Raw genomic sequence first — 24,007 nt, 5'->3', positions numbered from 1 at the left:
CGGAGTGGGTGTATTTCTGGCTCGGCGCGGCACGGATCGGCGCTATCACCGCCGCGGTGAACGGGGCGAACAAGGGCGAATTCCTGCTGCATGCACTGCAACTTTCAAAGGCCAAGGTGGTCATCACCGACAAGGAGCGCCACCCTCGTCTGGACGATATCGCCGACGGCGTTCTCACCCTGAGATCGACCCTTGTCCTAGGGGATTCACTGACAGAGCGGCTTCGCCACGCCTCATCGCAACCGCCTCATGTGGCGCCGCTCGACGAACACGACATCGGCGCGCTGTTCTTCACCTCGGGGACCACAGGACCCTCGAAAGCTGTCGCCACGACGTGGGGGTACCTGTTTCGCGCGGCGGCCGCCGTCGCGGCGGCGTGGGAGTTCGGTTCGGGTGACGTGTTGTGGACCGCGATGCCGCTTTTCCATCTCAGCGCCGCGCCAACGGTGCTGGCGCCCATGCTGGTCGGCGGTACCAGTGTGCTGGCAGCCGGATTTCACCCCGACGAGGTGTGGGATGAGATACGCGAGTGCGGCGCAGCGGGTTTCGCCGGAGCCGGCGCGATGGTGTCGATGTTGTGGAACCAGCCGGCCGATCCGCGTGATGCCGAACTGCCGATTCGCTTCCTGTCCGCGGCACCGATATCAGCGGACATGTACCGCGACATCGAGGAGCGGTACTGCTGCCGCATCGTCACGATGTACGGGCTGACCGAAGCGTTCCCGATTGCCTACAAATCGGTGTCTGATCAGGGGGTGCCGGGGACATCGGGCCGGATCAATCCCGCGTTTGATGTGCGTATCCTCGATTCACAGGGACAACCCGTACCTGAGGGTATGGTTGGAGAGATCGCCTGCCGGGCGCGGACAGCGCATGCGATGAGCGAGGGGTATGTGTCGTCGGCGCCCGACAGGTCGGGGCTGCTAGTCCAACCGCATCCGGAGTGGTTTCGCACCGGGGACCTCGGCATCTTGGATCAAGACCAAAATCTGACCTATGTGGATCGGGTGAAGGACTCGCTGCGCAGACGCGGCGAGAACGTCTCGTCCGTCGAGGTCGAGCGGGCGGTGATGCGGCATCCCGCCATCCTTGAAGCCGCTGCGGTGGCCGTCCCGAGCGAGCTCGGGGAGGACGACATCCTCGTGGTCGTGACGTTGCGGCCAGACGCGGCGGTGGATTTCTCCGAACTGCTGGATTTCTGCTCGTCCCGCATGCCGTACTTCTGCGTTCCGCGGTATCTGGAAGTGGTCGACGAGATCCCCAAGAACATCATCGGGCGAATCCGCAAGGACCTACTGCGCAGCAGAGGACTGGGTGCCGGCGCCTGGGACCGCGAAGCCCACGGCTACGTGTTGAGTCGATAGAGGAGATGCGCAAATGAGCATGACCTACCAACAGCAGTACGTGCTCGACGGGCTTGCCGGCCGCGCGGCGATCCTCAACCTGACGGCGCGACACAACCGGGCGTACTCCAGTGGAGACCTCGCCGGCTGGATCACCACCTTCCGCCACTCGGGGGCCTCGTATACGCGGGCGGGGGAGAGGTTCGAAAACCTGCGCGACGCCTTCGACGGTGGCGAAGACCGGCGACTGGTGACAGTCGACCATGAGATCACCGTCGACGGTGTCGACGCGCATCAGCGATGCGTCGCGTTACTGTTCTGCGACAACGGGTTAAGGGCGACCGGCACATTCGAAGACCAGCTGATCTACGAGCGCGGGGATTGGTATTTCACGTCGCGAGAGCTCAAGTGGGATCTTGTGCCGAGAGATAGCGTGCAGCCGGTGTGAGCACCGATATCGATTACAAGTTCGCGTTCGGCACCTACGAGGACGCCTTGCGCATGGTTGGCATGCGCACCGCGCCGAGGTACGCCGGATCGGTGGTGAGTGCGGCCCGGATACAGCACTTCGCGGCGATGGTGCGCGACGGAAACCCGTCATATTGGGACGCTGAGTTCGCACAGCAGGCCTGGGGTGGCCTCGTCGCACCACCGGCACTGCTCATCGGACTGCTGATGCCTCCGCCCTGGGTGCCCACGGGTGAATCGCCGACGGCTTCGATCGCGATCCGGGTTCCACTGCCTGGCACCGCGATCATCAACGCCTCCAACGACACCGAGTTTCTGACCCCCATCCTGGAAGGTGACCGGCTCAGCGTGGTCGAGGAAGTGGCGTCAGTCTCGCCGGAGAAGAAATCACGTCTCGGGCTCGGGCATTTCGTGGAGACGCTCGAGACCTACTACCGCGCCGAGGAGACACCTGTAGCCACGAGCCGGAACACCTTGTTCCGCTACACCCCCGTCGACTCATGAAGTGGGATGACGTCGTGGTGGCAAGCGATCTTCCTGAGACGGTTGACGACATCAGCTACCAACGCGTGGTGATGAACGCCGGGGCCACCTGGGACTACGTGCCCTGGCATTTCGATAGGGTGTACGCCCAAAGCCACGGGCACCCAACGATTTTCGTCAACACGATGCACCTTGCGGGCTTCGCGGACCGGATGGCCACTGAATGGGCAGGACCGCACAGCCGGGTGGTTCGTCGTAAGGTACGGCTTCTCGGCTCGATCTACGCCGGCGACTCGATGGTCGGGCGCGGTCGCGTGGTCGGCAAGCGCCATGAAGCATCGCGCGCTCTGGTGGATTTGGAGATCGCCATCTACAACCAGCACGGCGAACTGTGCTGCCCTGCAGAGGTGACCGTCGAACTGTCAGGCTAGCTCCGGTAGCTTGCCCGCGCTCACCGTCGATTGCAATTCAACGTATGCGGACAGTCCCTCGGCCCCGAACTCGCGCCCTATGCCGGAGTTCTTGAATCCACCGAACGGGCATGTGGTGTCGAGGGTGTACATGTTGATGCCGAAGGTGCCGGTGCGAACCTGCTCGGCAATCTCCAAGCCGTGCGCGATATCTGCGGTCCACACCGAACCGCCCAACCCGTAGTCGCTGTCGTTGGCGATCCGGACGGCGTCGCGCTCATCGGAATACTTGAGCACCGTCAGCACCGGGCCGAAGATCTCTTCTCGCGCGATCCTCATGTCATTGGTCGCGTCGGTGAACAGCGTCGGCCGTACATACCAGCCACGCTCATGCGGTGTGTCGGCGCCGCCGAGCACGATGCGCGCGCCTTCGTCGACGCCTGCCTGGATGTAGCCCTGCACGCGGTGCTGCTGACGTTGCGCGACAAGCGGTCCGATGTCGGTCGCCTCGTCGGCGGGGTCACCGACGTGCAGGCCGGACATCATCTCCGCGAGTGCCTCGACGACCTGGTCGTGGCGGCGTTCGCTGATAAGGATGCGGGTCTGCGCCACGCATGCCTGGCCGTTGTTCATCAAGCTCGCCGTCTTCAGGCTGGCGACGGTGTGGTCGATGTCGGCGTCGTCGAGGATGATCGCCGCCGATTTTCCACCCAGCTCGAGGCTGACCCGTTTGAGCTGCTCACCGCAGAGTGTCGCGATGTGCCGGCCGGTCGCAGAGGAGCCGGTGAACGAAATCTTGTCCACGCCGGGATGGCGGACAAGGGCTTCTCCAGTCTCGCGTCCACCGGGAATGATCGACACCACGCCTTCGGGCAGGTCGATCTCCTCGAGCATCTCGGCCAACCACATTGCGTCCAACGGGGTTTCGGGCGCAGGCTTGACCACGACCGTGCAACCCGCGATCAGCGCAGGGATCAGCTTCGGCATGATGAGGAACTGAGGCACGTTCCACGGCACGATGGCGCCGACGACTCCGACCGGGGCACGACGGACGTGAACCTCCCCGAACAAGCCCGGCCGTCGCTCCACCCACGGGAACTCCCTCGCGGTCGCCAGGGTCAGGTGCATCTGCGCGACCGCACCGGCCGCCTGACCCGTCCTGCTGAAGCTGCGGGGCGAGCCCATCTCGGCGGTGATGAGGTCGGCGATCTCGTCCATATGGCCGGTGTAGACCGCGGCGAGCTTCTCGACTTTCTCCATCCGCTCCAACGGATTCAGGCGCGGCCACGGTCCCTCATCGAACGCGGCCCGTGCGGCGGCGACGGCCTTGTCGACGTCCTCGGGAGCAGCTTCCGGTGTTTCCCCGATCGGCTCCTCGGTGTGCGGGGAGATGACCGAGATCCGCCTGTTCGTCGCCGGTGCTTGCCATCGTCCACCGATGAAAAGCTCGTCGTAGGCAAGTGATCTCATGCCGGTGCCTCCTCATAGGACAGCCGCGCCGCTAAAGTCGCTATTACTGCTAACATAGCAAAAAAGCGCTTGACTGGGCAGACGGAGTGACTGTGGGCGAAGACTGGCGTCGTTATCCCTTCGTGCTGGTGCCCGACGACGAACAGTTCCGCTTTCCGGGCGCCGAGGCCAACCATCCGCACTGCGAGTCCGACACCTGGTTTCTCGCCGGAGAACTAGCCGGCGACAGCGGCCGCAAGTTCGCGTTTCTCACGATCTTCAATAAGAACCGCCCTGGCCAGAGCATCGTCGCCGACTTCTACACATTCGCGCTGTTCGACCTCGACGGCGGGACGTACGCGACGTACACCGATTACGACATGCCTCCCGCCAATCTGCAGCCAGGAGCAACCCCGAAACTGACCGCGGCGGACAGTCACCTCGACATGACGTACGAGAGTGGCGCGGGAACCGCGGTGTGGCGCACAAGACGTGACAGCCTCGACGAATTGGTGCCGTACACCTACGACGTCGTGTTGGTCGGCACCGATCATGCTGGCCGGCAGATGGCTCTGGACCTGCACGTGACGCCGTCGCGTCCGCCGGTTCCGCTGGGCGCCGCGACGTACAACGGCAAGATCGAGTGCTTCGGGCAGGCCGAGACATACTCGTACTTTCAGACCGGCATGAGCATGGCCGGCACGCTTCGGTGGGGCGCCCTGGAGGAGTCCGTTTCCGGCAGCGCGGGTCACGTTGACCGGCAATGGTTCCCGCTTGTCGCCAATAGCGGTGGATCGACGGGCGACATGCGTTCCCGAGCCCACGAATGGCGCACCATCAACCTCGACAACGGCATCGACCTGAGCATCTGGCGGCAGTTCGACAGGTCGGATCGCAATGCGCTACAACCATTCTCAGGAGCAACGATGGACTCCGGCGAGGACGCCGAGTATGCCGGGGACATCGAGGTCGAGGTCTTGAGCTACGTACGCTGGCCTGAGACGGTACGGACGTTGGTACCGCCACCATCGACGGCGCGGTACATGCCGGACCGGCATCGGGTCACATCACGCAAGCTCGACATGGACCTGACCGGTGAACCGCTGGTGGCGGCGCCGGCGCATGCCTTGCCGATCGAATACATGGAAGGCCCGTACCGGTATCGCGGAACGCTACGCGGGAAGCCGGTGAGCGGATTCGGTTTCTACGAGCGGTCGCTGGCGCTGTACCGGGACTGGGAGCTGGTCGACGTGCTGGCAGCCGCGGGCCCCGGCGAGCGAGATGAGGTGGCACGGCTCATCGACGAACGTCGCCGAGACTGACCTTGTTTCAGCGGTTAACCGCGGCAGCCCAGGTTTGGTGGCGGTGTTGTAGGCCCGGCTCGTTGCGTCCGAAGACCAGATGCTCGCGGGCGCCCGATTCGAGGTTGGCCTGCAAATGCTCGACCAGTGCGTAGTCCTCGTCGCGCACAGTGGCGTGTGCGTAGTCGAAGACCGCCGCCGCGCCCGCCGCGGTGGCGTCGTCGGATAGATCCAGCGGAGTCGAGTTCTGGTGCACGGTGATTGAACGGCCGGGGACGTCGCCCGGATAGATGCGGAACAGCTCGCCATTGGCGATCGTCGCCGACAGCACGATGTTCGGGTACAGCGCGTAGATGACCACCATGTTCTGCAATGGGTCCCATTGCTCCTCGGGTACGTCCTCCAGGTCCAGAATTCCGTTGAGGGGGAACACCAATCGGTGATGCTGACCGAATGAATCGAACACCGTGCAGTTACTGCGGGCGATCGTCGCGAACGTCATCTTGTGCACCGTCGCAAAGTGATAGTTCTCGGCGAACGTGTCGATTGCGAGCTTCCAGTTGATCGGACAGTCGAGCACCTTCTCACCCAGTGGGGACCACCGGCCGATACCCCACGAGTCCAGTTCGTCGGCCAGCGGACCGAGGTACGAGCGAATGTCGAGCGCCTGACTCGGGTCGAGCGAGATCCACAGGAAACCAGCGCATTCGGTGGCGGGCAACTCAGTCAATCGTGCTGGGCCCGAATGTGTCTGCGGGAATCCCTCCTTGCCGGGCACGCCGACCAGATTGCCTTCCAGGTCGTAGGTCCAGGAGTGGTACGGACACGCGAACCGTCGGGCGCTGCCGCAATCGGTCACAATTCGTGACTGCCGGTGCAGGCACACGTTGTCAAACGCGCGCACGCTTCCGTCCGAGACCCGGGTCATCACGATGGACCGGCCCATCACCGTCTTGGTGCAATACGTCCCGGGCCCTGGGAGTTCCGACGCATAGCCGACCAGTTGAGGGCTGGCCATCAGCATCGCCATGTCGAGCGCGTGACGCTCGCCTGACGTGTAGCTGTCCGCGCGCACGGAGTACTCCGACGGCATCATGTCGGTCGTCTTGTCCCGCGCGAGCTTGAGTGCGCGGCGGGTGAGGTCGATAAGCAGGTCACGATCCATGAGTGATCCCGGGCTGTTGAATGGTCGGAGCCATTTCGTTGTTTTTATAATAATAGACATCGCTGGTTCAGCATCGTCAAATCCCGTGAAAACTCGCAGGTGGCGAGCGCGTGCGGCGTATTCTCCGCTGAAGGTCGGGGCCGTGTTGCGATGGGGAGGCGGCGATGGCGTTCGTTGCGAGGAAGTCAGCTGGCTGGATCCGGCGATTGACGGTAGCGACGATTATGGCGGCGGCACTACCTGGATTCGTCGGCGCCGCAGGCGGTTCCGCGACGGCGGTGGCGTACTCGAGCGTGGCGGTCGAACAACTCGAGGTGCCGTCGCAGGCAATGGGCCGCAACATCCGCGTCGAATTCACCAGCGGCGGTCCGGACACACCGGCTCTCTACCTGCTCGACAGCATGGAGGCCGGGGAGGACGCCAACGGCTGGGACATCAACACCCAGGCCTTCGACTGGTTCTCCGGGTCCGGAGTGTCGGTCGTCATGCCCGTTGGCGGCAAATCCAGCTTCTACAGCGACTGGTACGCGCCTGCGGTCGGAAACGGCCAGACCTACACCTACAAGTGGGAAACCTTCCTGACCCAGGAACTGCCGACCTGGCTGGCGGCCAACAAGGACGTGCGCCCGACCGGCAACGCCATCGTCGGCTTCTCGATGGGCGGATCGTCGGCGCTGATTCTCGCCGCCTTCCACCCGCAGCAGTTCATTTACGCCGGATCCATTTCGGGCTTCCTGAACCTCTCGGCCGACCCTGGGCAGGTTGGTATCGCGATGATGTGGAACGGCGGCTTCAGCCGTGAGGCGATGTGGGGCCCGCCAGGTGACCCTGCCTGGGCCCGCAACGATCCCACCGTGCAGGCAGGCAGGCTAGCAGCCAACGGCACCCGACTCTGGATCTACTGCGGAGACGGCAACCTCGTCGACCCGGCGCTGGCCAGCCCCGACGCACCCATCGCAGGGCTCGGGTTCCTGGAAGGCTTCGCGATCGATTCCAACCATGCTTTCGCCGACGCCTACATCGCAGCGGGCGGGAACAACGCCGTCTTCAGCTTCCCTGGCGGCATCCACAGTTGGGGGCATTCGGGCCAGCAGCTGCAGCAGATGAAACCCGACATCCTGCGGACGCTGGGCGCGACGGTCACCGCGCAGTGAGTTGGTGGATCGCCTGCACGGAGCGGACTCTCACCGAACACATTCCCGCGCCGCCGCGCGAGGTACGCGATTTCTACATCGACCTGAACAACATCGAACAGGTGCACCCTCTGGTGGTCGCGGTGCACGCCACCGATCGGCGAACGACCTCAGACGGTTACGTGCAGACATATCGGGTGCACGATCGGATTCCGGTGGGGCCGTTCACCTTACGAACCGGCTACACCGCGCGGCTGAGCGTACCCGCGACAGGAGACGTCATCGCCGAGGCGCATCAGTTTCCCGGAGTGCGACTTTGCAGCACCGTGACGTTCGAGCACGCCGATGCCGGCACCGACGTCACCGAACGCGTCCGGATCACCGCGCCGCGACCCTTGGCCGCCATCACCACCCGCGAGGCGATCAAGGCGCACATCGCGATGCTGTCGGGTCTCCGACGCGTCTTCGAAGAGCGCTAGAGCGACTCTTCCGAATCCGACGCATCCAGCACGCTGACGGCAATGCCATATGGCAGGAACCGCACCTTGCGGGTCGGATCGGTGTTGGTCTTGTTCGCGCGAAGCGCATCCAGTTCGGTGGGGTAGACCTGCTCGATGTGCGCGCCGCCGTCCTCGTCGACGGTGTAGATGGCCCACACGCCGTCGCCGGTCTCGCCCGTCGTCTCCGGTTCGTGCCTGACCCGAGAGGATCGTGAGAACTCGTCGAAGATGCTCGCCCAGCCTGCCCGCTCACCGGACGTGGTGAAGAACCTGCCGACCCCGTCGAGGGCGTCGCGAAGCCCCTCACCCGCCTCGCGGACGACGCGATCGAACTCTTCGGGGTCGATCCCGAAAGGCCCGTTGCTGCTCATTTGCGGTTCCTCCTCACACCTACACCGCATCAATGCGGTAATCACAGTGTGCCTGCGCGCGGCGAAGTAGTCGACTGAGGTGAGGTTTCAGTGGTAGGAGACCGTATGACCTTCTCACGCGCCGACATGCTGGCGGCCGTCGAACGATCCCCGGCCGCGGCGGGCGCACACGACCGCGAGGGCTGGGTGGGCCTGTTCGCGCCGGGCGGGCGGATAGAGGATCCAGTCGGTTCCCAACCGCACCGGGGGCGGATGGCCATCACGCGGTTCTACGACACGTTCATCGGCCCGCGCGACATTACATTCCACCGCGATGCCGATATCGTGGTCGGCTCGACGGTGATCCGGGACCTGGGCCTCGAGGTGGAGATGCTGTCGGGCTTGACGATGCGGATACCCGCCTATCTGCGCTACGACCTACAGAACGACGGCGGGGACTTGAAAATCTTTGCGCTGTACGCCTTTTGGGAGCTACCGTCGATGGTCGGCCAGTTTCTGCGCAGTGGTGTCCGATCGGTGCCCGCGGGTCTGCAGCTGTCGAAAGGCCTGTTGCTCAACCAGGGACTCATCGGCACGTTGGGATTTGCCAGCGGGTTTCGCGGCACCGGGTCGCAAGGCAAGCGGCGCTTCGGAGAGTTCCTGACCGACGCGCGGGCCGGCGATGAGGTCGCGGTGCGGCGGCGGTTGACGAAAGGGGCGCGCATCACCGCAGGCGACGACACCCCGTTGAGCGCCAGCGATCTGCTGGATCGCCTGGCAACTGGGCGGCCCCGCAAGTTGATCGGTGCTGGTCACCACCTCGTCGTCGGGTTGGATCGCGACGGGCACCGCGACATCCTCGCTGCAGAGGTCGCAGCGAAGCCGTTTGCGATCAAAAGGATTCGCTACTTCAGTGATCACGACTGACCTCGCCGATGGCGTCAGGTTTCGCCCCGCGCGCGCTGGGCAACCCGGCAGACATGCGGCACATTGACTCACACAGGATTGCGCTCGCGGGCGTGCTGGTCACCGCCGTACTGGCGGCCTTGTTGATCCTGCCGTCGGTGGGACGGATGAGCACGCTGGATGGAGCCTGGCAGGCCGCGGCCATCTTCGGACTCCCGACGGTGGCGGTGCTGACCGTGACCGGTTACCGCAACTACGGCTGGGCCCGCAGCTTGGCCGTTGCCGTGGCGATCATGCTGATCACGGGATTCTTCAGCTGGGTGGTCACCGTCTTCGTCGTCGCGTCCGCACTCAGCGGGTCGACCATCGGCGCCGGGTTGGGCATCGTGTTGTACGGCATCCCCGCGTTATCGGTGGTGATCCTCGGACTCCTTGCACTGAAGCTAGTTCCGGGCCGCTCGTCCGCTGACCGGCAGTTTGACCACGTCGGCAGCGGGTAAACCCGTCGGCATGACCCGCCGAAACTCCGACGACGACTCCGAATACGACGTCGACCAGGACGAAAACGTCGCCGGCTCGCGCGCAGGCAAGAGCGGTGGCGACGACGGCACATACGTCGGGCAGACCGCCTCAGACGACTCACTCGACGTCGGCGAGACCGGCGCCGAAGCCCGCGGCGGCACGGACGGCCGCTAGCCGCGGCGTGTTCGATTCGGCCCCGTTGCGTCAGCAGCCCGCACGGACGTGAGACGGTAACAGCACCATGCACGCCGATGACTACATGACCTACGAAGAGTTCGGCCGCAAGTTCTTCGAGATCGCCGTGACCGAGGAGCGGGTGGGCGGGGCGATCGCCGCCATCGCGGGGGATGCGTTCGAAATGGGCCCGATGGGGCAGGGGCCAGGGAAGATCGCCAAAGTCAGTGCGAAGGTTCGGATCCAGGATCCCCGGGTGACGCGCCAAGTCGGCGAGCTGATCACCTTTTCCATCCGGATTCCGCTCGAGATCGAACTGGTCGTCGACCTGCGGATCGACAAGCCGAAATTCATGGTTTACGGCGAGATCGCCCTGCGCGCCACGGCGCGAGCCGCCGGGCCGCTACTGCTGATCCTCGACTTCGAAAAGCCCCGTCCGGCCGATATCGCCATCCACGTCACCTCCAAATCCCTTCGCGCGGAGGTGGTGCGCATCATCGGCGGCGTCGACGCCGAGATCAGACGGTTCATCGCCGCCCACGTCTCCGGCGAGATCGACAGCCCCGAGTCGCAGAAGGCGAAGGTCATCGACGTGGCCGACAGCATCGACGGGGCCTGGACCGGTATCTGAGGCGCTACTTCTCGAGCGTGAACTGGTTGACGTCGATATAGCCGACGCGGAACATGTCCGCGCAACCGGTCAGGTACCTCATGTAGCGGTCGTAGACCTCTTCGGACTGGATCGCGATCGCCTCGTCCTTGTGGGACTCCAGCGCCGCCGCCCACAGGTCGAGCGTCTTGGCGTAATGCGGTTGCAGCGACTGCACCCGTGTCACCGCGAAACCGCCTGCCGTCGCGCGGTCCTCGACCATCGGTATCGACGGCAGCCGCCCGCCGGGGAAGATCTCAGTGAGGATGAACTTCAGGAACCGTGCGAATTTGAACGACAGCGGCATGCCCCGCTCGGCCATCTCGTTGGGATGCAGTCCAGTGATGGTGTGCAGCAACATGATTCCGTCGCCGGGCAGCGCCTTGTTGGCCATCGCGAAAAACGCGTCATAGCGTTCGTGGCCGAAGTGCTCGAACGCGCCGATCGAGACGATCCGGTCGACGGGCTCGCTGAACTGCTCCCAGCCCTGCAGAAGCACCCGCTTGGTGCGCGGGCTGTCAGATTCGGCGAAGACGGTCTCGACATGGGCCCGCTGGTTCTCGCTCAGCGTCAGGCCGACGACGTTGACGTCGTAGCGCTCGACCGCGCGCATCATCGTCGAACCCCAGCCGCAGCCGACGTCGAGCAGCGTCATGCCTGGCTGCAGACCCAGTTTGCCCAGCGCCAGGTCGACCTTGGCGATCTGCGCTTCCTCGAGGGTCATGTCGTCGCGCTCGAAGTACGCGCAGCTGTAGGTCTGCGTCGGGTCCAGAAACAGCCGGAAGAACTCGTCGGACAGGTCGTAGTGCGCCTGTACGTCCTCGAAGTGCGGTTTCAGGCCATCGGCGTCCTCGGGCGGTTTCGGCATCGTGACAGCGTACGATTCACCGATGCTGCGCAGACAATCCATGGCCGTCCTTGTGTCCGGCGGTGTACTGGCCGGGGCCATGGCCCTGGCCGCGCCTGCTCAGGCCGAACCGGTCGAGGACGCATTTCTTGGGGCGCTGACAGAGGCCGGGGTGGGAGCCGCCGATCCGGCCAGTGCCGTCGCGCTGGGGCAGCAGGTGTGCCCAATGCTTGCGGAGCCCGGTCAGACCGCCGCCGATGCGGCCGCACGGGTCGCCGACGTCGGCGGTATGTCACTGGGCCCGGCCACCATGTTCACCGGTATCGCAATTTCGATGTTCTGCCCGGCAGCGGTGTCGTCGATCGGAGGCGGCGAGCTGCCGATTCCGCTGTCGATCCTCGGCTTCTAGGCGGCCAAGCTCTCCAGCCGCGGTCGCTTGGGACTGCGGCCGTCCCCGGCGGAGCGTCCGCGGGCATAGCGCCACAGCCACGGCATCAACATGTTGTGCGTCCACAGCAACTGCGAATAGGCCAGCGAGTGCAGCGGCGTCCGTCGTTTGCCGCCGCCGGCGTGCGCCCAATCATGGTTGCTACCAGGCAAACCGAGCGCTTCGGCCGCCGCCTCGGCGAAAAGAATGTGGCCCTTGGTCGATCCGTGCACGCGATCGGTGCTCCAGGTGTCCGGTTCGGTCATCGACGGCGCGCCGTAAAGATCGACGAGCCGGAATCCATGCCGATCGGCAGCCGTGCGGATCACGCCGTTGATCCGCCTCACTCGTGCCGCCAGGACCCGGCCGATGGGCAGGATCTGGGCGAGATCCGGAAACGTCGTCGTCACGACCGTCGCCCCGGATCGCGACAGGTGGGCGTTGAGCTCGTCGAGCTCGGCCAGCGCGGTGTCGAAATACGGGCCCGGCCGGGTCACGTCGTTCATCCCGATGCACACCGTGACGAGATCGGGGCGCATGGCCAGTGCCGGAGCAAGCTGCTCATCGATGACGTCGCGGATCCGCCTGCCGCGCACCGCGAGGTTGGCGTAGGTCAGACCGGGATAGTGCGAGTCGACGATCGCAGCGAGCCGATCGGCGAATCCGACCAGCCCCACCGAGTCGTCGCCGTCCCAGAGCCCCTCGGTCTGGCTATCTCCGATCGCAACGTATCGGCTGAAACCCGCCACAACGGCGACTTTAGCGGCGAAGCACGGCTTCTACCTGCGACGCCCCGGCGGTTGCCGCGAGTTCGCGGTGCCGGTCGGTCGGCTCGGCGCCGCCGGCGCGCAGAATCTCAATGAGGCCGGCGACATCGCCCGCCCGGTACGCGGCCAAGCTTGCGCCGACTGCCCACCAGCACATCAGCGCGTCCAGGCCGCGGCCGGCATCGGCGCCGACCTCGACCATGGCCGCCACGGTCGCGGGCAGAATCCGCCGGGCGGCCAGCTCGATCGGTTGGACGCCGCTTGTGGTCGTGGCGTCGATGGCGGCGCCGGCACGTATCAAGGCGCGCACGAGCTCCGGGTTGACGTTGTCGTTGTCTGCGGCGACGACGTGCAGGGGAGAGGCCGCTTCGGAGTCGAGCAGCGACGGATCGACTCCCTTGGCCAACGCGTGACCAAGCGCGACGGTGCGACCCAGTCGGACGATTTCGTGCAGGATCGTCGTGAACCGCTCGCCCCGCGCCGAGAGCTCGATGCGGCGACCGGCATCGGCGCCGGCCTCGATCAGTGCGACCGCGATACCCGCACTGAGAGAACGCACGGCGTACCACAGCGGCGACGCGCCGCAGGGATCGACGGGGTCGGGGTCGGCGCCCATGGCGAGCAACTCGATGACCGAGGAGCTTCCGCGGTGCGCACGTTCGAACAGGTCGCGGATGTCTGGCAGGAGCGGCTCCGTCCACGGCAGGTGCGCTTCATCCAGCGCATCCAGCACCAGTAGTGCCCCTTCGCGCCTGTCGCCCAGGTCGAACCAGGGCCATGGCCCTTCGCCCTTGGCGACGAAGTCAGCGACGGGAATGCGCGACTCGGAGACGATCGATTTGCCGTAGTCGTCGTAATCCGACCAGAACACGAGGTCGCCACCGTCGCGCCACGCGACGACGCTCGACGGCCCGTGCCGGTAGCGCGCAAGTTCGATCACGACACCAGCATCACGCACAACCGCGTGTGAGCGTGGAGGCGGGTCAATCAGAAACCGTGATGGGCATCCAGGCCGACGCTCTGATGGACGGCGTCATGGATCGACGCGTCGTGCAGTCCCGTGCCGTGTACCGCGCTGTCATGGACGGAGCTGTAATGCGCGGAGCTGTCGTGGACTGAATTGTCATGCACGGAACTGTCATGCACGGATCCGTCGAACATCGAGTGCACCGACGAATCGTGTACGGAGTTGTCGACCATCGACGTGTGCGTGACGGTACTGCTGTGGTCGACGCCAACGGTGTTGTCAGCGCCATGAATGTCGGTGATGGTCTGGGCGCCGTGGCTGATAACGCTGCCGTCGCCGACCGAGACCGCCGACCCCGAGGCGGCGTGGACTTCGCCGTAGGTGGACGTGTTGCCGTTGCCGAGCGCCGCGCCGTCGCCCGTGACGATGCCGCCGTGATTCGTGCCGCCGACAGCGACCGCGCCGTTGCCGTGTGCGGACGTCTTGTCGCCAAGGGTGATATCGCCCATGCCAAAGCTGACGCTGTGGTTGTCCGAAATCGTGGTGGTCGGGCTCATGAAGCTGTTGTTGCTGGCAAGATCCGTGCTTGCGGAGAAGTCGGGTTGCTGCGCCCAAGCCGGCTGCATTCCATAGTGGTTCGACACGGCCTGCTGCAGGTCCAGGACCGCGTCACCGCTGCCGCCGAACGCCAGGCCCGGCACAGCGGTGGAGGCCACCGAGTGCAACTGGGCCGACGTGATGCTGGACAGCCCGGCGTCAGCCAGTGCCTGGTCAGGATTCGCGATGAATGCATGGGCCTGGCCCTCGTCCCGGAACAGGTCGAGGATGTAATCGATCAGGTTGATCATGAATCGCCTTTCAAGGTCTGCGCACGGCCCCCGACGCGCGCTCAGACGCTAACGGCGTTTCCTGTCAACTCGTTGACACACCGCCATGGAATGGCTGGGAGTGCGTTGGCGCGGTCACAGGAGCCGACTCAGCCGGGTGAGATTCAGCGGCACGCCGGCCACGCTGAGCTGATTGAGGATGTCTTCCAAGCGTTTTCGCGGAACATCCATTCGCCATTCGGGCAGGGTGCCCGACAGGCACACCACGTCGGGCGCGAAGCTGATTCCGGTGAGCATGAGACCGTGTGGCAACTCGGGAAGGTGCACCGGATAGGCCGGGGTGCGCGCCGGCAATCTCAAGCGCGACCTGCGGACGACCAGCCCGCGCGGCTTGAGCCACAGAGTCGAGCCGTCCAGGCGCGCGTCCACCTCGAGATGGCCCATCATCGGCCGTCGTGCCAGCCGCAGCCGGGCGATCCCATCCGGCCCGACCCCGCCAGACAACCGCGGCGCCGCCCAACGGAAGAGGTCGTCGATGGCGACCGCAGGCACCTCGAGCGTCAGTTCCACCGGCGCGGCAACCAGCACCGGAGGGGCACTCGGCCGCATGTGTACGTTGTGCAGCACGGCCGTCGCCCGGTCGAATTGACTACCGTCCCAACGGATATCGCATGCCGCCAGGCGCACGTCGCTGAGTTGGCCCACGGAAAGGCCACGCACGTCGAGCCGGGAGTCGAACTCCGTGACGGTCAACGTGAGACCGCCGTCGTCGAGCCTGACGGCAAGTCGCCTGCCCACCACCAACCGGCGCACAGTCATGAACAACGTGCGGTAAGCTGCCGCGGCACCGCTGCTGACCGGCGCCACCGCAGCCGACGACCACAGCGAGGTCAGCATGTCGATCGGCCGGAACGGATCGAATCGGCGTAGCGGTCGCGGACGCGTCATGACATCCACCATCCTCGCATCGCCGATCCGGCGGACAGCCGGTGCCGCTGTGGGCGGTGGCTCTGTTTTTTCGTAAAGTGGGCACCGATGACCTCAGTGGTAATCGTCGGAAGCGGGTTCACCGGCTTCGAGTGTGCCCGTCATCTGGCCCGCAAATTGCGCAAGCACAACGCCTCGGTCGACATCGCGATCATCTCGCCGGTCGACTACATGCTCTACACGCCACTGTTGCCTGACGTGGCAGGCGGCCTGGTCGACGCCCGATTCGTCACCATTCCGCTGGCGAATTCGCTGCCGGGTGTGCAGGCCATCCGCGGCAGGGTCGACGGCGTGGACTTCGACGGCCGCACCGTCACGTTCACCGACCCCGAAGAGCGCGCACGCATCCTGCCGTGGGATCGCCTGGTGCTGACGCCGGGTTCGGTGACCCGGCTGTTCGACGTGCCGGGCCTCGCGGAGCATGCGCGCGGGCTCAAGTCGACTGCCGAGGCGCTGTACCTTCGCGATCACGTTCTGGAGCAACTCGAGTTGGCCGACGTGGACGACGATCCCGGCCGGGCCGCCGCACGCCGGACCGTCGTGGTCGTCGGCGCATCGTATTCGGGGACCGAACTCGTCGCGCAGCTGCGGGCGCTCGCCGATTCCGCCGCCAAACAAATGAACTTCGACCCTGCAGACGTCAAGTTCGTCCTGCTGGACCTGGCCGAACAGGTGATGCCCGAAGTGGGGGAGAAGCTGGGCAACGCCGCGATGCGGGTACTGAAAGCCCGTGGCATCGACGTCCGGCTGCGCGTGACATTGAAGGAAGTTCACGCGGAACATGTTGTGCTCAGCGATGATTCGTTGATTCACACCCACACCGTGGCGTGGGTGACTGGGGTGACCGGCGCTCCGCTGATCGAGAAACTTGGGCTGCCGACGGAGAAGGGTCGACTCAAGGTGACCACCGATCTGCAAGTGCCCGGCCATCCGGACGTCTTCGCGGCAGGGGATGCCGCCGCGGTGCCCGACGTCACCCAGCCCGGCAAGATCACGCCACCCACCGCACAACACGCCACCCGGCAGGGAAAGGTGTTGGCCCGCAACGTCGCAGCCAGTCTCGGCTACGGCAAGAAGAAGGACTACAAGCACCGCAACATGGGACTGGTCGTCGACCTCGGACCTCGCTACGCCGTCGCCAACCCGCTCAACGTGCAGCTGTCCGGTTACGCCGCGAAGTTCGTCACGCGCGCCTACCACCTGCAGGCCATCCCGCGATTCGTCAACCGGTGGGCGGTGTCGTTGGCCTACCTGACCGACGTCTTCTTCGATCGGTCCGTGGTCTCGATAGGACTGTCGTCTCAGGAGGATGCGCAGTTCTCCGCGAGTGAGGGCATCCCGATGCCGAAGCCGGACCGAAAGTACTAATCAGTGTCCTCGTACCGGGCCAGTTCGGTCTGCGTACGGGCGCGCAGGCACTGCGTCGCGCTGTCGGGCATGCCGAGCACCCGGATGCACGCGTCCGCAACATGTTCCGGCAGCGCCGACCGTTGCGGGCCTGGGTGTTTGGTCCACATGTTGACCAGCGACTCCACCAAACGGAACGGCAGGTCCGCGGCCGCCTCGTGGACACCGGTCCTGGTGAGAACAGTCTTGCTCAGCGCTAAATAGTGCAGCCGAAGGCGCTCTCGGTCCGACCAGAACGGCTCAAGGTGGGCACCGCGAAGCTCGGGCTGCAGGTATAGAGCGCCGAGGTTCCAGCGCCCGTTGAGCAATTGCCGGCCATCGAATACCGCCAGAGCGTGCAGATGTTCTGCCGGTGTCAGCACGGGGTCGGCGCTGACCAGGCTGTCGTTGAACGACAGCGTCGGCACCACCGTCTGGCTGAGCAATGCGCAGAGGATGTCGTCCTTGGTCTTGAAGTAGTGATACAGCGACGCCTGGCGAATACCGACCGCTTCGGCGATGGTCCGGGTCGAGGTGCCCAGGTAGCCGAGCGTGGTGAACAGCTCGCCCGCCGCGTCGAGGATTTCGTCGCGTGCGGTCATTCCGGGCCTGCGTCGGGTCGTCAGCCGGGGGCGGCCCGAGCGAGTGATGGACATCATCCCATCGTGGCGCACTGAGCTGGGAAAACCGACACTCATCGGTTTCTGTCACACGACAGAAACGCCGGACACGCATCGGTTACGCGGCGCCTGAGTTTGGTTACGCCGCCGACACCCACCACCCCTACGCGCCGTGAAAACTGTCAAGTGACAGGCCGGGGGTGGGTAGGGAGCAGCGAATGAGTAGCGCAGTATCCGAGGTCGACGCGCACCGCGAATCGCCGCGCCCGGCGTCTGATCCTGCGCACGTCGCCGCCATCGTCGATCTGCATGTCACTTTCCGCCGCAACGGCCGCGACGTTAAGGCGTTACGTGGAGTGTCCTTGGCCATATCGCCTGGCGAGATAGTCGGCCTGGTCGGGGAATCGGGCAGCGGAAAGAGTGTGCTCGGGTTCACCATGCTGGGCTTGCTGCCATCGCACGCCCGTGTGCAGGGCGGCGTGCAGGTGGCTGGATCGGACATGGTGTCCGGCGATGCGAAAACCTTGCGGAAAGTGCGCAGACTCGACCTGGGCGCCATCTTCCAGGATCCGATGACGTCATTGAACCCGACGATGCGGATCGGGAAGCAGGTTGCCGAGGCCGCGGGCAGCGACGAGGAGGCCCTGAAACTCCTTACCGCGGTTGGTATCCCGGAACCCGTCCGCCGCTTCCGCGCCTTCCCGCATGAACTGTCCGGCGGGCTGCGTCAGCGCGTGATGATCGCGATCGCCATCGCCGGCAACCCAGAACTCATCATCGCCGACGAACCGACCACCGCGCTCGACGTCACCGTGCAGGCACAGGTGCTGCGCCTGCTGCAGCGGCTGCGCGAGGAGATCGGCTGCAGCATCGTGCTGATCACCCACGACCTCGGGGTGGCGGCGCAGATCTCGGACCGCATCGCGGTGCTCTATGCCGGGCGCATCGCCGAAATCGGGCCAACCGCGGACGTTCTCGGCCAGCCGGCCCACCCGTACACGCATGCTCTGATGCGGTCGCGATTGACCCTGCAGACCGCGCGCCACCGCAGGCTGGCTGCGCTTGCGGGCGCCGTGCCTAGCGCGGTCACCCCGCTACCGGGCTGCGCCTTCGCCCCGCGCTGTGTCGTCGCGACGCCGACGTGTGAGACGTCACCGCCCGATCCGGTCGAAGTCGCAGCCGATCACGTCAGCGCCTGCATCCTGCCCGTGGCGGAGGTGTCGCCCCGGCTGGACGCCCAAATCGCCGTCCTCACCGAAGACATCGACGCCGCGGACGGTTCCGGGGAGTCGGCCGAGCCGCCCGCCGTCGTCCTTCACGACGTGACCAAAGCGTTCTCGGCAGGACGCCGCGGCAAACTGCAGGCGCTGCGCGGCATTTCGCTCACCGTCGGGCACGGCGAATCGGTCGCGCTGGTTGGTGAAAGCGGTTCGGGGAAGTCGACGCTGCTACGTGTCATCGCCGGGCTGGAAAAGGCCACCGCGGGCACCGTCACGCTTGCGGGCAAGCAGGGGCCACAGATGGTATTCCAGGACGCCGGCGCGTCGCTGACACCATGGCTGTCCGTCGGCGAGCTTATTGCCGAACGACTCCGGCCAAGCGGAATGTCGCGCAGCGATAGACAACAAGCGGTCGGCCAGGTGCTGCAGCGGGTCGGGTTGCCGATGGACATCGCGAAGTCGCGTGCGGGGCAACTCTCCGGAGGACAACGTCAACGGGTGTCGCTGGCCCGGGCCACTGTGGTGCCTCCTGCAGTCCTTCTGTGCGACGAGCCGACCAGCGCGTTGGACGTTTCACTGGCTGCGTCGGTGCTGAACCTGATCGGCGACCTGCGCCGAACCCTCGACATGTCAGTGGTTTTCGTTACCCACGACTTGTCGGTCGCTCGGGTGGTGGCCGACCGTATCGCGGTCATGTACCTCGGAAGGATCGTGGAGATCGGACCGGCCGACGATGTCATCGCCCGGCCCGCGCACCCCTACACGCAAGCCCTTGTCGACTCCATCCCGGATCTGGCTCGCGAATCACGGGTGTTACCAGGCGAACCCGCCAGCCCGCTGTCGCCGCCCACCGGTTGCGCCTTCCATCCGCGCTGTCCGATCTCGAACGACACCTGTGCCGACAGTCAGCTCGACGTCCGCCTCGAGGGCATGCCTGGCAATCCGCACCAGGTGGCCTGCATCGAGCGGAAGGCGAGCTGACTGTGGCAATCGCACTTCCCGCGGGCACCTGGTCGCGTAGCCGCGAACGCATCCTGTCCCTACCGAAATCGCCTGCCATGCTGCTCAGTTGGCTGGCTGTCGGGTTGATCCTGGCCGTGACGGTTGTCGCGGTCTCAGTTCCCATCCTCGCGCCCTACGACCCGTTGTTGCCCGTCGGTATGCCGTTGCAGGCACCGGGCAAGGGCGGATTCCTGCTCGGAACGGACAGCATCGGCCGCGACATCCTGAGTCGTGTCCTCTACGGGATGCGCTCGAGCTGGTTCGCCGCGCTGGTCGTCGTGGCGGTCGGGCTGTTCATCGGAGGGCTGGTCGGCCTGATCGCCGGGACGGCTGGAGGTTGGATCGACGGCCTTCTGATGAGGATCACCGACGGGTTCCTGTCATTACCTGCACCCGTTCTGGCGATCGCGGTAGTCGCCGCGCTGGGACCGGGATTCGTCCACACCCTGATCGCGGTGTCGATCGTGTGGTGGCCGTTCTACGCGCGGCTGGTGCGCGGCGAAGTGGCCCGGCTCGCAGCACGTCCGCACATAGAAGCCGCCAAACTCGCAGGCGTCGGCCCCATTCGGCTGGCCAGGCGCCATCTGTTGCCCGGCGCAGTGCCCAACGCGCTGGTCGCGGCCAGCCTTGATATCGGCACCCTGATCCTCACGCTGGCCGCATTGTCGTTCCTCGGGTTGGGCCAGTCCGCGCCCGCGGCCGAACTCGGCGCCGACACCGCGCGCAACCTGACGTACTTCCTTCAGCAGTGGTGGATTCCGGTGATGCCCGGCATCGGTGTACTGGTGCTGGCCCTGATCGCCAACATCGCCGGTGATGGCCTGCGCAATCTGATGAAGACGAACTAGGGGACGGGCGTGAGAAACTTCATCCTGACCCGATTGGGCGCCACGGCGGTGATCCTGGTCGCGCTGACGGCTGTCATGTTTGTGCTGCAGCACATTTCGCCGATGGATCCGGTGAAGGCTCAACTCGGTGCCAATGCGTCGGGAGAAGCGGTCGCGGCCCGCCGGCACGCGCTCGGACTGGACCAGCCGCTGATCAACCAGTTCTGGCACTACTTGACCGGCGCGGTCAGCGGTGACCTGGGCACGTCGTACCGCACCCGGCATCCGGTGAGCAGCGATCTCGGCGACTTCTTCCCTGCGACACTGGAATTGGCGTTGTACGGTATCGCGCTGGCGCTGATCCTCGCGGCGTTGCTGGCCTTCGGGATGACGCTGAAGTGGCGCGGTTCTGAAGTGCTGCGCGCGGTGTTGTTCACCGGCGCGGCGGCCCCGATGTTCCTGCTCGGGATACTGGGCCTGATCGTGTTCTACCAGCAGCTGGGCTGGGTGCCCGCGAACGGCCGGATAAGTGTGCCCAACCCGCCGGACGGGCCAACCGGCTTGTTGACAGTCGACGGATTGCTCGCCGGGCGGTTGGACGTTGTCACCAACGCACTGCACCACCTGATCCTTCCGGCCGTCGTGATCGCGCTCGGACCGGCGGTCGCGATCGGACGCGTGCTGCGCTCCAGCCTGTTGACCGACGCGGACAGCGACTACGCCAGAACCGCAAGGGCCAAAGGCCTTTCCGAGAGCCGCATTATGGTCGGGCACGTGCTGCGCAACTGCGTGGGCGCGGCGATGTCGATGACCGGCCTACAGGTGGGTCTGATGTTCTCCGGTGTGCTCGTTATCGAGCAGGTGTTCGGCTGGCCGGGCATCGGTCAGTACATCGCGCAAAGCATCCCGGTCGCCGACTTTCCGGCGATCGCCGGCGTCACGCTGATGCTTGGCGTGCTCTACGTCGTCATCAACACCGCAGTCGATCTCTTACAGGCGGCGGCGGATCCCCGAATCGCAGTCACAGGAGGTTAGGTGCCAACACAGCCACTGATCGTGGGAAATCCGGTCCTTGTCGTCGTCGACATGCAGCAGGGCGGCGCAATGCCGGTCGCGGACGTGGGAATTCCCCATATGTCCGGTCACGCCGAACGCGTCGAGCGCGCCGAAAAGCTGCTCGCCGCAGCTCGTTCTGCCGGTGTGCCCGTGGTGTTCTTCCAGGAAGTGCACCGACCCAGCGGGGTGGACTTCGGCCGCGAACTGGACGGCACCGAGGGTGTGCACTGCGTCGAGGGCCAACCCGGTACTGCCCTCGAGCCGTCGCTGCTACCGGGTCCTGACGAGTTTCACATCGTCAAACGGCGCTATTCCGGTTTCATCGGAACGGATTTCGAGATCGTGCTGCGGGGGCTGCGCGCATCGACGCTGATTCTCATCGGCGGCCTGACCGATGTGTGTGTGCATTACACCTTCGCCGATGCGCATCAACGCGACTTTTACGTCCGCGTGGTCACCGACTGTGTCGGCGGCTCGTCGCAATACCGCCACGACGCGGCCCTCGACGCAATGGAGTACTTGCAGACCGGCGCACTGCGCACCACCGAGGAGATCCTCTCCGCATTCGATAAATGTCGCCGCCTCCGCGGCTCCGCCGAACACCCCGACAAACCCATCCTCGAAGGAGCAGCACGATGAGCAACCGACTCAAAGCCATTGCCGCCGCTGGAGCGGTCGCGTTGCTGACGCTGACGGCCTGCGGCGGCTCGGATTCAGGCGGCGGCACGCCGAACGCCGCACCGACCGACAAGGTGCTGCATCTGTCATTCCTGCAGGACCCGGGGCAACCGCCGGATCCCGACGTGTACTACGCCGGACAAGGTCTGCTGATGACCACCAACACTTATGAAGGCCTGCTGCAGTACAAGGGTGGAACCGACAAGCCCGAATTCGAGCCTCTGCTGGCCACTGAGTGGACCGAGTCGCCCGACCACAAGGTCTTCACGTTCAAACTGCGCGAAGGTGTGAAGTTCCACGACGGGACCCCGTTCACCTCGGCCGCGATCAAGGCGTCCTTCGACCGTCGACTGGCTGTCGGTGGCGGTCCGTCGTACATGGTCGCCGATGTCGAATCGGTTACTACACAAGGGGATTACGCCGCAACAATCACGCTGAAGGCGCCCAACTCGGAGTTCCTGTCGATCCTGGCATCGCCGTACGGGCCGCGGATGATGAGCCCGACCGGCCTGCAGAAGAATGCCGGCTCGGATTTCGCCCAGAACTACCTCACCACTCATGATCTCGGCACTGGGCCGTACACACTGACCGACGCGCAGGTCGGATCGCACTACTCGATGGCGGTGTTTCCCGAGTATTGGGGGCCGAAGCCATATTTCGAGAAGGTAGAGATGCCGGTCATCACCGACGTGTCCGCCATGCAGCTGCAGTTCAACAACGGTCAGATCGCCGCGATTCTGCATGATCTGCCGTCATCGGCGGTGGAGCAGTACCTGAACGACGACAAGTACTCGCATTACTCGCTGCCGACCATGATGTCGAGCTACCTCTACATCAACCCGAACAAGGGCATGATGAAGGATCAGGCCAACCGCGCGGCCGTGATGCAGGCCATCGACGTGGACCAGCTGGTCAAGCAGGCGTTCTTCGGCCGGGGTAAGAACGGTGCGCAGATGTACCCGCCTTACGTTCTTGCCGCGGATTACGGGAAACAGACTCTGGCACATGATCCTTCGGCGCTGTCTAAGCTCGCCGCTGCGCTGCCCGCCGACCAAAAGGCGGTGACCATCGGCTTTGACACCAGCAACCCCGACAGTCAGCTGGTCAGCAACTTGGTGCAGACCCAGCTCGCGGCGGCCGGGCTCACCGCGAAGGTGCAGGGTTACCCGACTTCGGAGATCTACGGCTGGATCGGTACCGACATGCAGGCGGCGCCGGAGATCTACACCGGGATGGTGTGGCCGGATGCGCCGTCTCCGTACACCTGGGGCCACATCTCCTGGGACGCCGATGGCGGCATCAACTATCTGGGCTGCTCGTCGCCGCGGGTGACGTCATCCCTGGCGAGCGGCCTGGTCTCCGGTGATCCGAAGACGTTCTCGGAGGCGGGTACCGAGGCGGGCGCCACCGGCTGCTGGCTGAACGTCGCCGACATCGACGACTTCGTCGTCGCGCAGCCGTGGCTGAAGGGAGTCGAGAAGGCGCACGCGCTGTCCAACCCGAACTCGTTGCGGGTGGCCGCGCTGTCGGCGGGTTAGCGTCG

The 24,007-nt window shown here is 65.2% G+C and carries 27 protein-coding genes; 18 read left to right on the top strand and 9 right to left on the bottom strand.

Features of this window, described 5'->3' with window-relative positions:
* The 4 genes from VFH65_RS11005 to VFH65_RS10990 all read left to right on the top strand — a co-directional run.
* The coding region (locus VFH65_RS11005; protein ID WP_353321398.1) for an AMP-binding protein at nucleotides 1-1,364 on the top strand (1,364 nt) is incomplete at its 5' end.
* Between the two features lie 13 nt (nucleotides 1,365-1,377).
* Nucleotides 1,378-1,791: a nuclear transport factor 2 family protein gene (locus tag VFH65_RS11000; protein WP_353321396.1), complete on the top strand. Its 414-nt coding sequence runs from the start codon at nucleotides 1,378-1,380 to the stop codon at nucleotides 1,789-1,791.
* Between the two features lie 53 nt (nucleotides 1,792-1,844).
* A complete protein-coding gene (locus VFH65_RS10995) occupies nucleotides 1,845-2,315 on the top strand; it encodes an FAS1-like dehydratase domain-containing protein (RefSeq protein WP_353321404.1) in 471 nt (156 codons plus the stop codon).
* On the top strand, nucleotides 2,312-2,725 hold the full coding sequence (locus VFH65_RS10990) for a MaoC/PaaZ C-terminal domain-containing protein (RefSeq protein WP_353321394.1): 414 nt from the start codon (nucleotides 2,312-2,314) through the stop codon (nucleotides 2,723-2,725). Before VFH65_RS10995 ends, VFH65_RS10990 begins: the two co-directional genes overlap by 4 nt.
* Here the strand turns inward: VFH65_RS10990 and VFH65_RS10985 are convergent.
* On the bottom strand, nucleotides 2,717-4,174 hold the full coding sequence (locus tag VFH65_RS10985) for an aldehyde dehydrogenase (RefSeq protein WP_353321392.1): 1,458 nt from the start codon (nucleotides 4,172-4,174) through the stop codon (nucleotides 2,717-2,719). The two genes, VFH65_RS10990 and VFH65_RS10985, sit on opposite strands and share 9 nt — an antisense overlap.
* Nucleotides 4,175-4,266: 92 nt before the next feature.
* Between VFH65_RS10985 and VFH65_RS10980 the strand changes: the two genes are divergently transcribed.
* Nucleotides 4,267-5,475 (top strand): lipocalin-like domain-containing protein, encoded by a 1,209-nt coding sequence (locus tag VFH65_RS10980; RefSeq protein WP_353321390.1) that lies wholly within the window; start codon nucleotides 4,267-4,269, stop codon nucleotides 5,473-5,475.
* Between the two features lie 7 nt (nucleotides 5,476-5,482).
* Here the strand turns inward: VFH65_RS10980 and VFH65_RS10975 are convergent, their stop codons facing one another.
* Entirely contained in the window at nucleotides 5,483-6,619 is a 1,137-nt protein-coding gene (locus tag VFH65_RS10975) for an aromatic ring-hydroxylating oxygenase subunit alpha (protein ID WP_353321388.1), read from the bottom strand.
* A 164-nt stretch (nucleotides 6,620-6,783) separates the two neighbouring features.
* Between VFH65_RS10975 and VFH65_RS10970 the strand changes: the two genes are divergently transcribed.
* Nucleotides 6,784-7,773 (top strand): esterase family protein, encoded by a 990-nt coding sequence (locus tag VFH65_RS10970; RefSeq protein WP_353321386.1) that lies wholly within the window; start codon nucleotides 6,784-6,786, stop codon nucleotides 7,771-7,773.
* Nucleotides 7,770-8,231, top strand: coding sequence for an SRPBCC family protein (locus tag VFH65_RS10965; RefSeq protein ID WP_353321384.1), 462 nt, complete (start codon nucleotides 7,770-7,772; stop codon nucleotides 8,229-8,231). Before VFH65_RS10970 ends, VFH65_RS10965 begins: the two co-directional genes overlap by 4 nt.
* On the opposite strand, the gene VFH65_RS10960 is transcribed toward VFH65_RS10965, so the two are convergent.
* Nucleotides 8,228-8,623, bottom strand: coding sequence for a hypothetical protein (locus VFH65_RS10960; protein WP_353321382.1), 396 nt, complete (start codon nucleotides 8,621-8,623; stop codon nucleotides 8,228-8,230). The two genes, VFH65_RS10965 and VFH65_RS10960, sit on opposite strands and share 4 nt — an antisense overlap.
* Nucleotides 8,624-8,728: 105 nt before the next feature.
* Between VFH65_RS10960 and VFH65_RS10955 the strand changes: the two genes are divergently transcribed.
* From VFH65_RS10955 to VFH65_RS10940, 4 genes are all read left to right on the top strand, one after another.
* Complete coding sequence (locus VFH65_RS10955; RefSeq protein ID WP_353321380.1) at nucleotides 8,729-9,529, top strand: nuclear transport factor 2 family protein; 801 nt, start codon at nucleotides 8,729-8,731, stop codon at nucleotides 9,527-9,529.
* Nucleotides 9,530-9,537: 8 nt separating this feature from the next.
* Nucleotides 9,538-10,008, top strand: a complete 471-nt coding sequence (locus tag VFH65_RS10950; RefSeq protein ID WP_353321379.1) for a hypothetical protein — start codon at nucleotides 9,538-9,540, stop codon at nucleotides 10,006-10,008.
* A 10-nt stretch (nucleotides 10,009-10,018) separates the two neighbouring features.
* Nucleotides 10,019-10,204, top strand: a complete 186-nt coding sequence (locus tag VFH65_RS10945) for a hypothetical protein (RefSeq protein ID WP_353321377.1) — start codon at nucleotides 10,019-10,021, stop codon at nucleotides 10,202-10,204.
* Between the two features lie 67 nt (nucleotides 10,205-10,271).
* A complete protein-coding gene (locus tag VFH65_RS10940) occupies nucleotides 10,272-10,835 on the top strand; it encodes a hypothetical protein (protein WP_353321375.1) in 564 nt (187 codons plus the stop codon).
* 4 nt (nucleotides 10,836-10,839) lie between these two features.
* On the opposite strand, the gene cmaA1 is transcribed toward VFH65_RS10940, so the two are convergent.
* Complete coding sequence (cmaA1, locus tag VFH65_RS10935; RefSeq protein WP_353321373.1) at nucleotides 10,840-11,721, bottom strand: cyclopropane mycolic acid synthase CmaA1; 882 nt, start codon at nucleotides 11,719-11,721, stop codon at nucleotides 10,840-10,842.
* 22 nt (nucleotides 11,722-11,743) lie between these two features.
* On the opposite strand from cmaA1, the gene VFH65_RS10930 reads away from it, so the two are divergent.
* Nucleotides 11,744-12,109: a DUF732 domain-containing protein gene (locus tag VFH65_RS10930; protein ID WP_353321371.1), complete on the top strand. Its 366-nt coding sequence runs from the start codon at nucleotides 11,744-11,746 to the stop codon at nucleotides 12,107-12,109.
* Here VFH65_RS10930 and VFH65_RS10925 read toward each other — a convergent pair.
* The 4 genes from VFH65_RS10925 to VFH65_RS10910 all read right to left on the bottom strand — a co-directional run bounded on the left by VFH65_RS10925 (nucleotide 12,106) and on the right by VFH65_RS10910 (nucleotide 15,636).
* Nucleotides 12,106-12,876, bottom strand: a complete 771-nt coding sequence (locus tag VFH65_RS10925; RefSeq protein ID WP_353321370.1) for an SGNH/GDSL hydrolase family protein — start codon at nucleotides 12,874-12,876, stop codon at nucleotides 12,106-12,108. The two genes, VFH65_RS10930 and VFH65_RS10925, sit on opposite strands and share 4 nt — an antisense overlap.
* Before the next feature lie 10 nt (nucleotides 12,877-12,886).
* Entirely contained in the window at nucleotides 12,887-13,834 is a 948-nt protein-coding gene (locus tag VFH65_RS10920; protein WP_353321369.1) for an ankyrin repeat domain-containing protein, read from the bottom strand.
* 47 nt (nucleotides 13,835-13,881) lie between these two features.
* Nucleotides 13,882-14,709: an IniB N-terminal domain-containing protein gene (locus VFH65_RS10915; RefSeq protein ID WP_353321367.1), complete on the bottom strand. Its 828-nt coding sequence runs from the start codon at nucleotides 14,707-14,709 to the stop codon at nucleotides 13,882-13,884.
* A 114-nt stretch (nucleotides 14,710-14,823) separates the two neighbouring features.
* On the bottom strand, nucleotides 14,824-15,636 hold the full coding sequence (locus VFH65_RS10910; RefSeq protein WP_353321365.1) for a hypothetical protein: 813 nt from the start codon (nucleotides 15,634-15,636) through the stop codon (nucleotides 14,824-14,826).
* An 87-nt stretch (nucleotides 15,637-15,723) separates the two neighbouring features.
* On the opposite strand from VFH65_RS10910, the gene VFH65_RS10905 reads away from it, so the two are divergent.
* The gene (locus tag VFH65_RS10905; RefSeq protein ID WP_353321364.1) at nucleotides 15,724-17,043 is read left to right on the top strand and encodes an NAD(P)/FAD-dependent oxidoreductase; all 1,320 of its coding nucleotides are present in this window, start codon (nucleotides 15,724-15,726) and stop codon (nucleotides 17,041-17,043) included.
* Here VFH65_RS10905 and VFH65_RS10900 read toward each other — a convergent pair.
* Nucleotides 17,040-17,717 (bottom strand): TetR/AcrR family transcriptional regulator, encoded by a 678-nt coding sequence (locus tag VFH65_RS10900; RefSeq protein ID WP_353321362.1) that lies wholly within the window; start codon nucleotides 17,715-17,717, stop codon nucleotides 17,040-17,042. The genes VFH65_RS10905 and VFH65_RS10900 overlap by 4 nt on opposite strands.
* Before the next feature lie 182 nt (nucleotides 17,718-17,899).
* On the opposite strand from VFH65_RS10900, the gene VFH65_RS10895 reads away from it, so the two are divergent.
* The 5 genes from VFH65_RS10895 to VFH65_RS10875 are packed head-to-tail and all read left to right on the top strand — an operon-like array spanning nucleotide 17,900 to nucleotide 24,002.
* Nucleotides 17,900-19,882, top strand: a complete 1,983-nt coding sequence (locus VFH65_RS10895) for an ABC transporter ATP-binding protein (RefSeq protein ID WP_353321360.1) — start codon at nucleotides 17,900-17,902, stop codon at nucleotides 19,880-19,882.
* A 2-nt stretch (nucleotides 19,883-19,884) separates the two neighbouring features.
* Nucleotides 19,885-20,751, top strand: coding sequence for an ABC transporter permease (locus tag VFH65_RS10890; RefSeq protein ID WP_353321358.1), 867 nt, complete (start codon nucleotides 19,885-19,887; stop codon nucleotides 20,749-20,751).
* Nucleotides 20,752-20,760: 9 nt separating this feature from the next.
* Complete coding sequence (locus VFH65_RS10885) at nucleotides 20,761-21,765, top strand: ABC transporter permease (protein ID WP_353321357.1); 1,005 nt, start codon at nucleotides 20,761-20,763, stop codon at nucleotides 21,763-21,765.
* Nucleotides 21,766-22,425, top strand: a complete 660-nt coding sequence (locus VFH65_RS10880) for a cysteine hydrolase family protein (RefSeq protein WP_353321356.1) — start codon at nucleotides 21,766-21,768, stop codon at nucleotides 22,423-22,425.
* Complete coding sequence (locus tag VFH65_RS10875; protein WP_353321355.1) at nucleotides 22,422-24,002, top strand: ABC transporter substrate-binding protein; 1,581 nt, start codon at nucleotides 22,422-22,424, stop codon at nucleotides 24,000-24,002. Before VFH65_RS10880 ends, VFH65_RS10875 begins: the two co-directional genes overlap by 4 nt.
* Nucleotides 24,003-24,007 lie beyond the last annotated feature (5 nt).

Source organism: Mycobacterium sp. (assembly GCF_035697385.1).
Taxonomy (GTDB): domain Bacteria; phylum Actinomycetota; class Actinomycetes; order Mycobacteriales; family Mycobacteriaceae; genus Mycobacterium.
This window is presented reverse-complemented; position numbering and strand designations above follow the sequence as displayed.

What these genes read in the sequence shown, in the direction of transcription:
- cmaA1 (WP_353321373.1), bottom strand. Translation starts at nt 11,721, where the DNA reads ATGCCGAAACCGCCCGAGGACGCCGATGGCCTGAAACCGCACTTCGAG.
- VFH65_RS10945 (WP_353321377.1), top strand. Translation starts at nt 10,019, where the DNA reads ATGACCCGCCGAAACTCCGACGACGACTCCGAATACGACGTCGACCAG.
- VFH65_RS10905 (WP_353321364.1), top strand. Translation starts at nt 15,724, where the DNA reads ATGACCTCAGTGGTAATCGTCGGAAGCGGGTTCACCGGCTTCGAGTGT.
- VFH65_RS10915 (WP_353321367.1), bottom strand. Translation starts at nt 14,709, where the DNA reads ATGATCAACCTGATCGATTACATCCTCGACCTGTTCCGGGACGAGGGC.
- VFH65_RS10955 (WP_353321380.1), top strand. Translation starts at nt 8,729, where the DNA reads ATGACCTTCTCACGCGCCGACATGCTGGCGGCCGTCGAACGATCCCCG.
- VFH65_RS10970 (WP_353321386.1), top strand. Translation starts at nt 6,784, where the DNA reads ATGGCGTTCGTTGCGAGGAAGTCAGCTGGCTGGATCCGGCGATTGACG.
- VFH65_RS10990 (WP_353321394.1), top strand. Translation starts at nt 2,312, where the DNA reads ATGAAGTGGGATGACGTCGTGGTGGCAAGCGATCTTCCTGAGACGGTT.
- VFH65_RS10875 (WP_353321355.1), top strand. Translation starts at nt 22,422, where the DNA reads ATGAGCAACCGACTCAAAGCCATTGCCGCCGCTGGAGCGGTCGCGTTG.
- VFH65_RS11000 (WP_353321396.1), top strand. Translation starts at nt 1,378, where the DNA reads ATGAGCATGACCTACCAACAGCAGTACGTGCTCGACGGGCTTGCCGGC.
- VFH65_RS10995 (WP_353321404.1), top strand. Translation starts at nt 1,845, where the DNA reads ATGGTTGGCATGCGCACCGCGCCGAGGTACGCCGGATCGGTGGTGAGT.
- VFH65_RS10910 (WP_353321365.1), bottom strand. Translation starts at nt 15,636, where the DNA reads ATGACGCGTCCGCGACCGCTACGCCGATTCGATCCGTTCCGGCCGATC.
- VFH65_RS10950 (WP_353321379.1), top strand. Translation starts at nt 9,538, where the DNA reads ATGGCGTCAGGTTTCGCCCCGCGCGCGCTGGGCAACCCGGCAGACATG.
- VFH65_RS10900 (WP_353321362.1), bottom strand. Translation starts at nt 17,717, where the DNA reads ATGTCCATCACTCGCTCGGGCCGCCCCCGGCTGACGACCCGACGCAGG.
- VFH65_RS10960 (WP_353321382.1), bottom strand. Translation starts at nt 8,623, where the DNA reads ATGAGCAGCAACGGGCCTTTCGGGATCGACCCCGAAGAGTTCGATCGC.
- VFH65_RS10930 (WP_353321371.1), top strand. Translation starts at nt 11,744, where the DNA reads ATGCTGCGCAGACAATCCATGGCCGTCCTTGTGTCCGGCGGTGTACTG.
- VFH65_RS10985 (WP_353321392.1), bottom strand. Translation starts at nt 4,174, where the DNA reads ATGAGATCACTTGCCTACGACGAGCTTTTCATCGGTGGACGATGGCAA.
- VFH65_RS10975 (WP_353321388.1), bottom strand. Translation starts at nt 6,619, where the DNA reads ATGGATCGTGACCTGCTTATCGACCTCACCCGCCGCGCACTCAAGCTC.
- VFH65_RS10940 (WP_353321375.1), top strand. Translation starts at nt 10,272, where the DNA reads ATGCACGCCGATGACTACATGACCTACGAAGAGTTCGGCCGCAAGTTC.
- VFH65_RS10895 (WP_353321360.1), top strand. Translation starts at nt 17,900, where the DNA reads ATGAGTAGCGCAGTATCCGAGGTCGACGCGCACCGCGAATCGCCGCGC.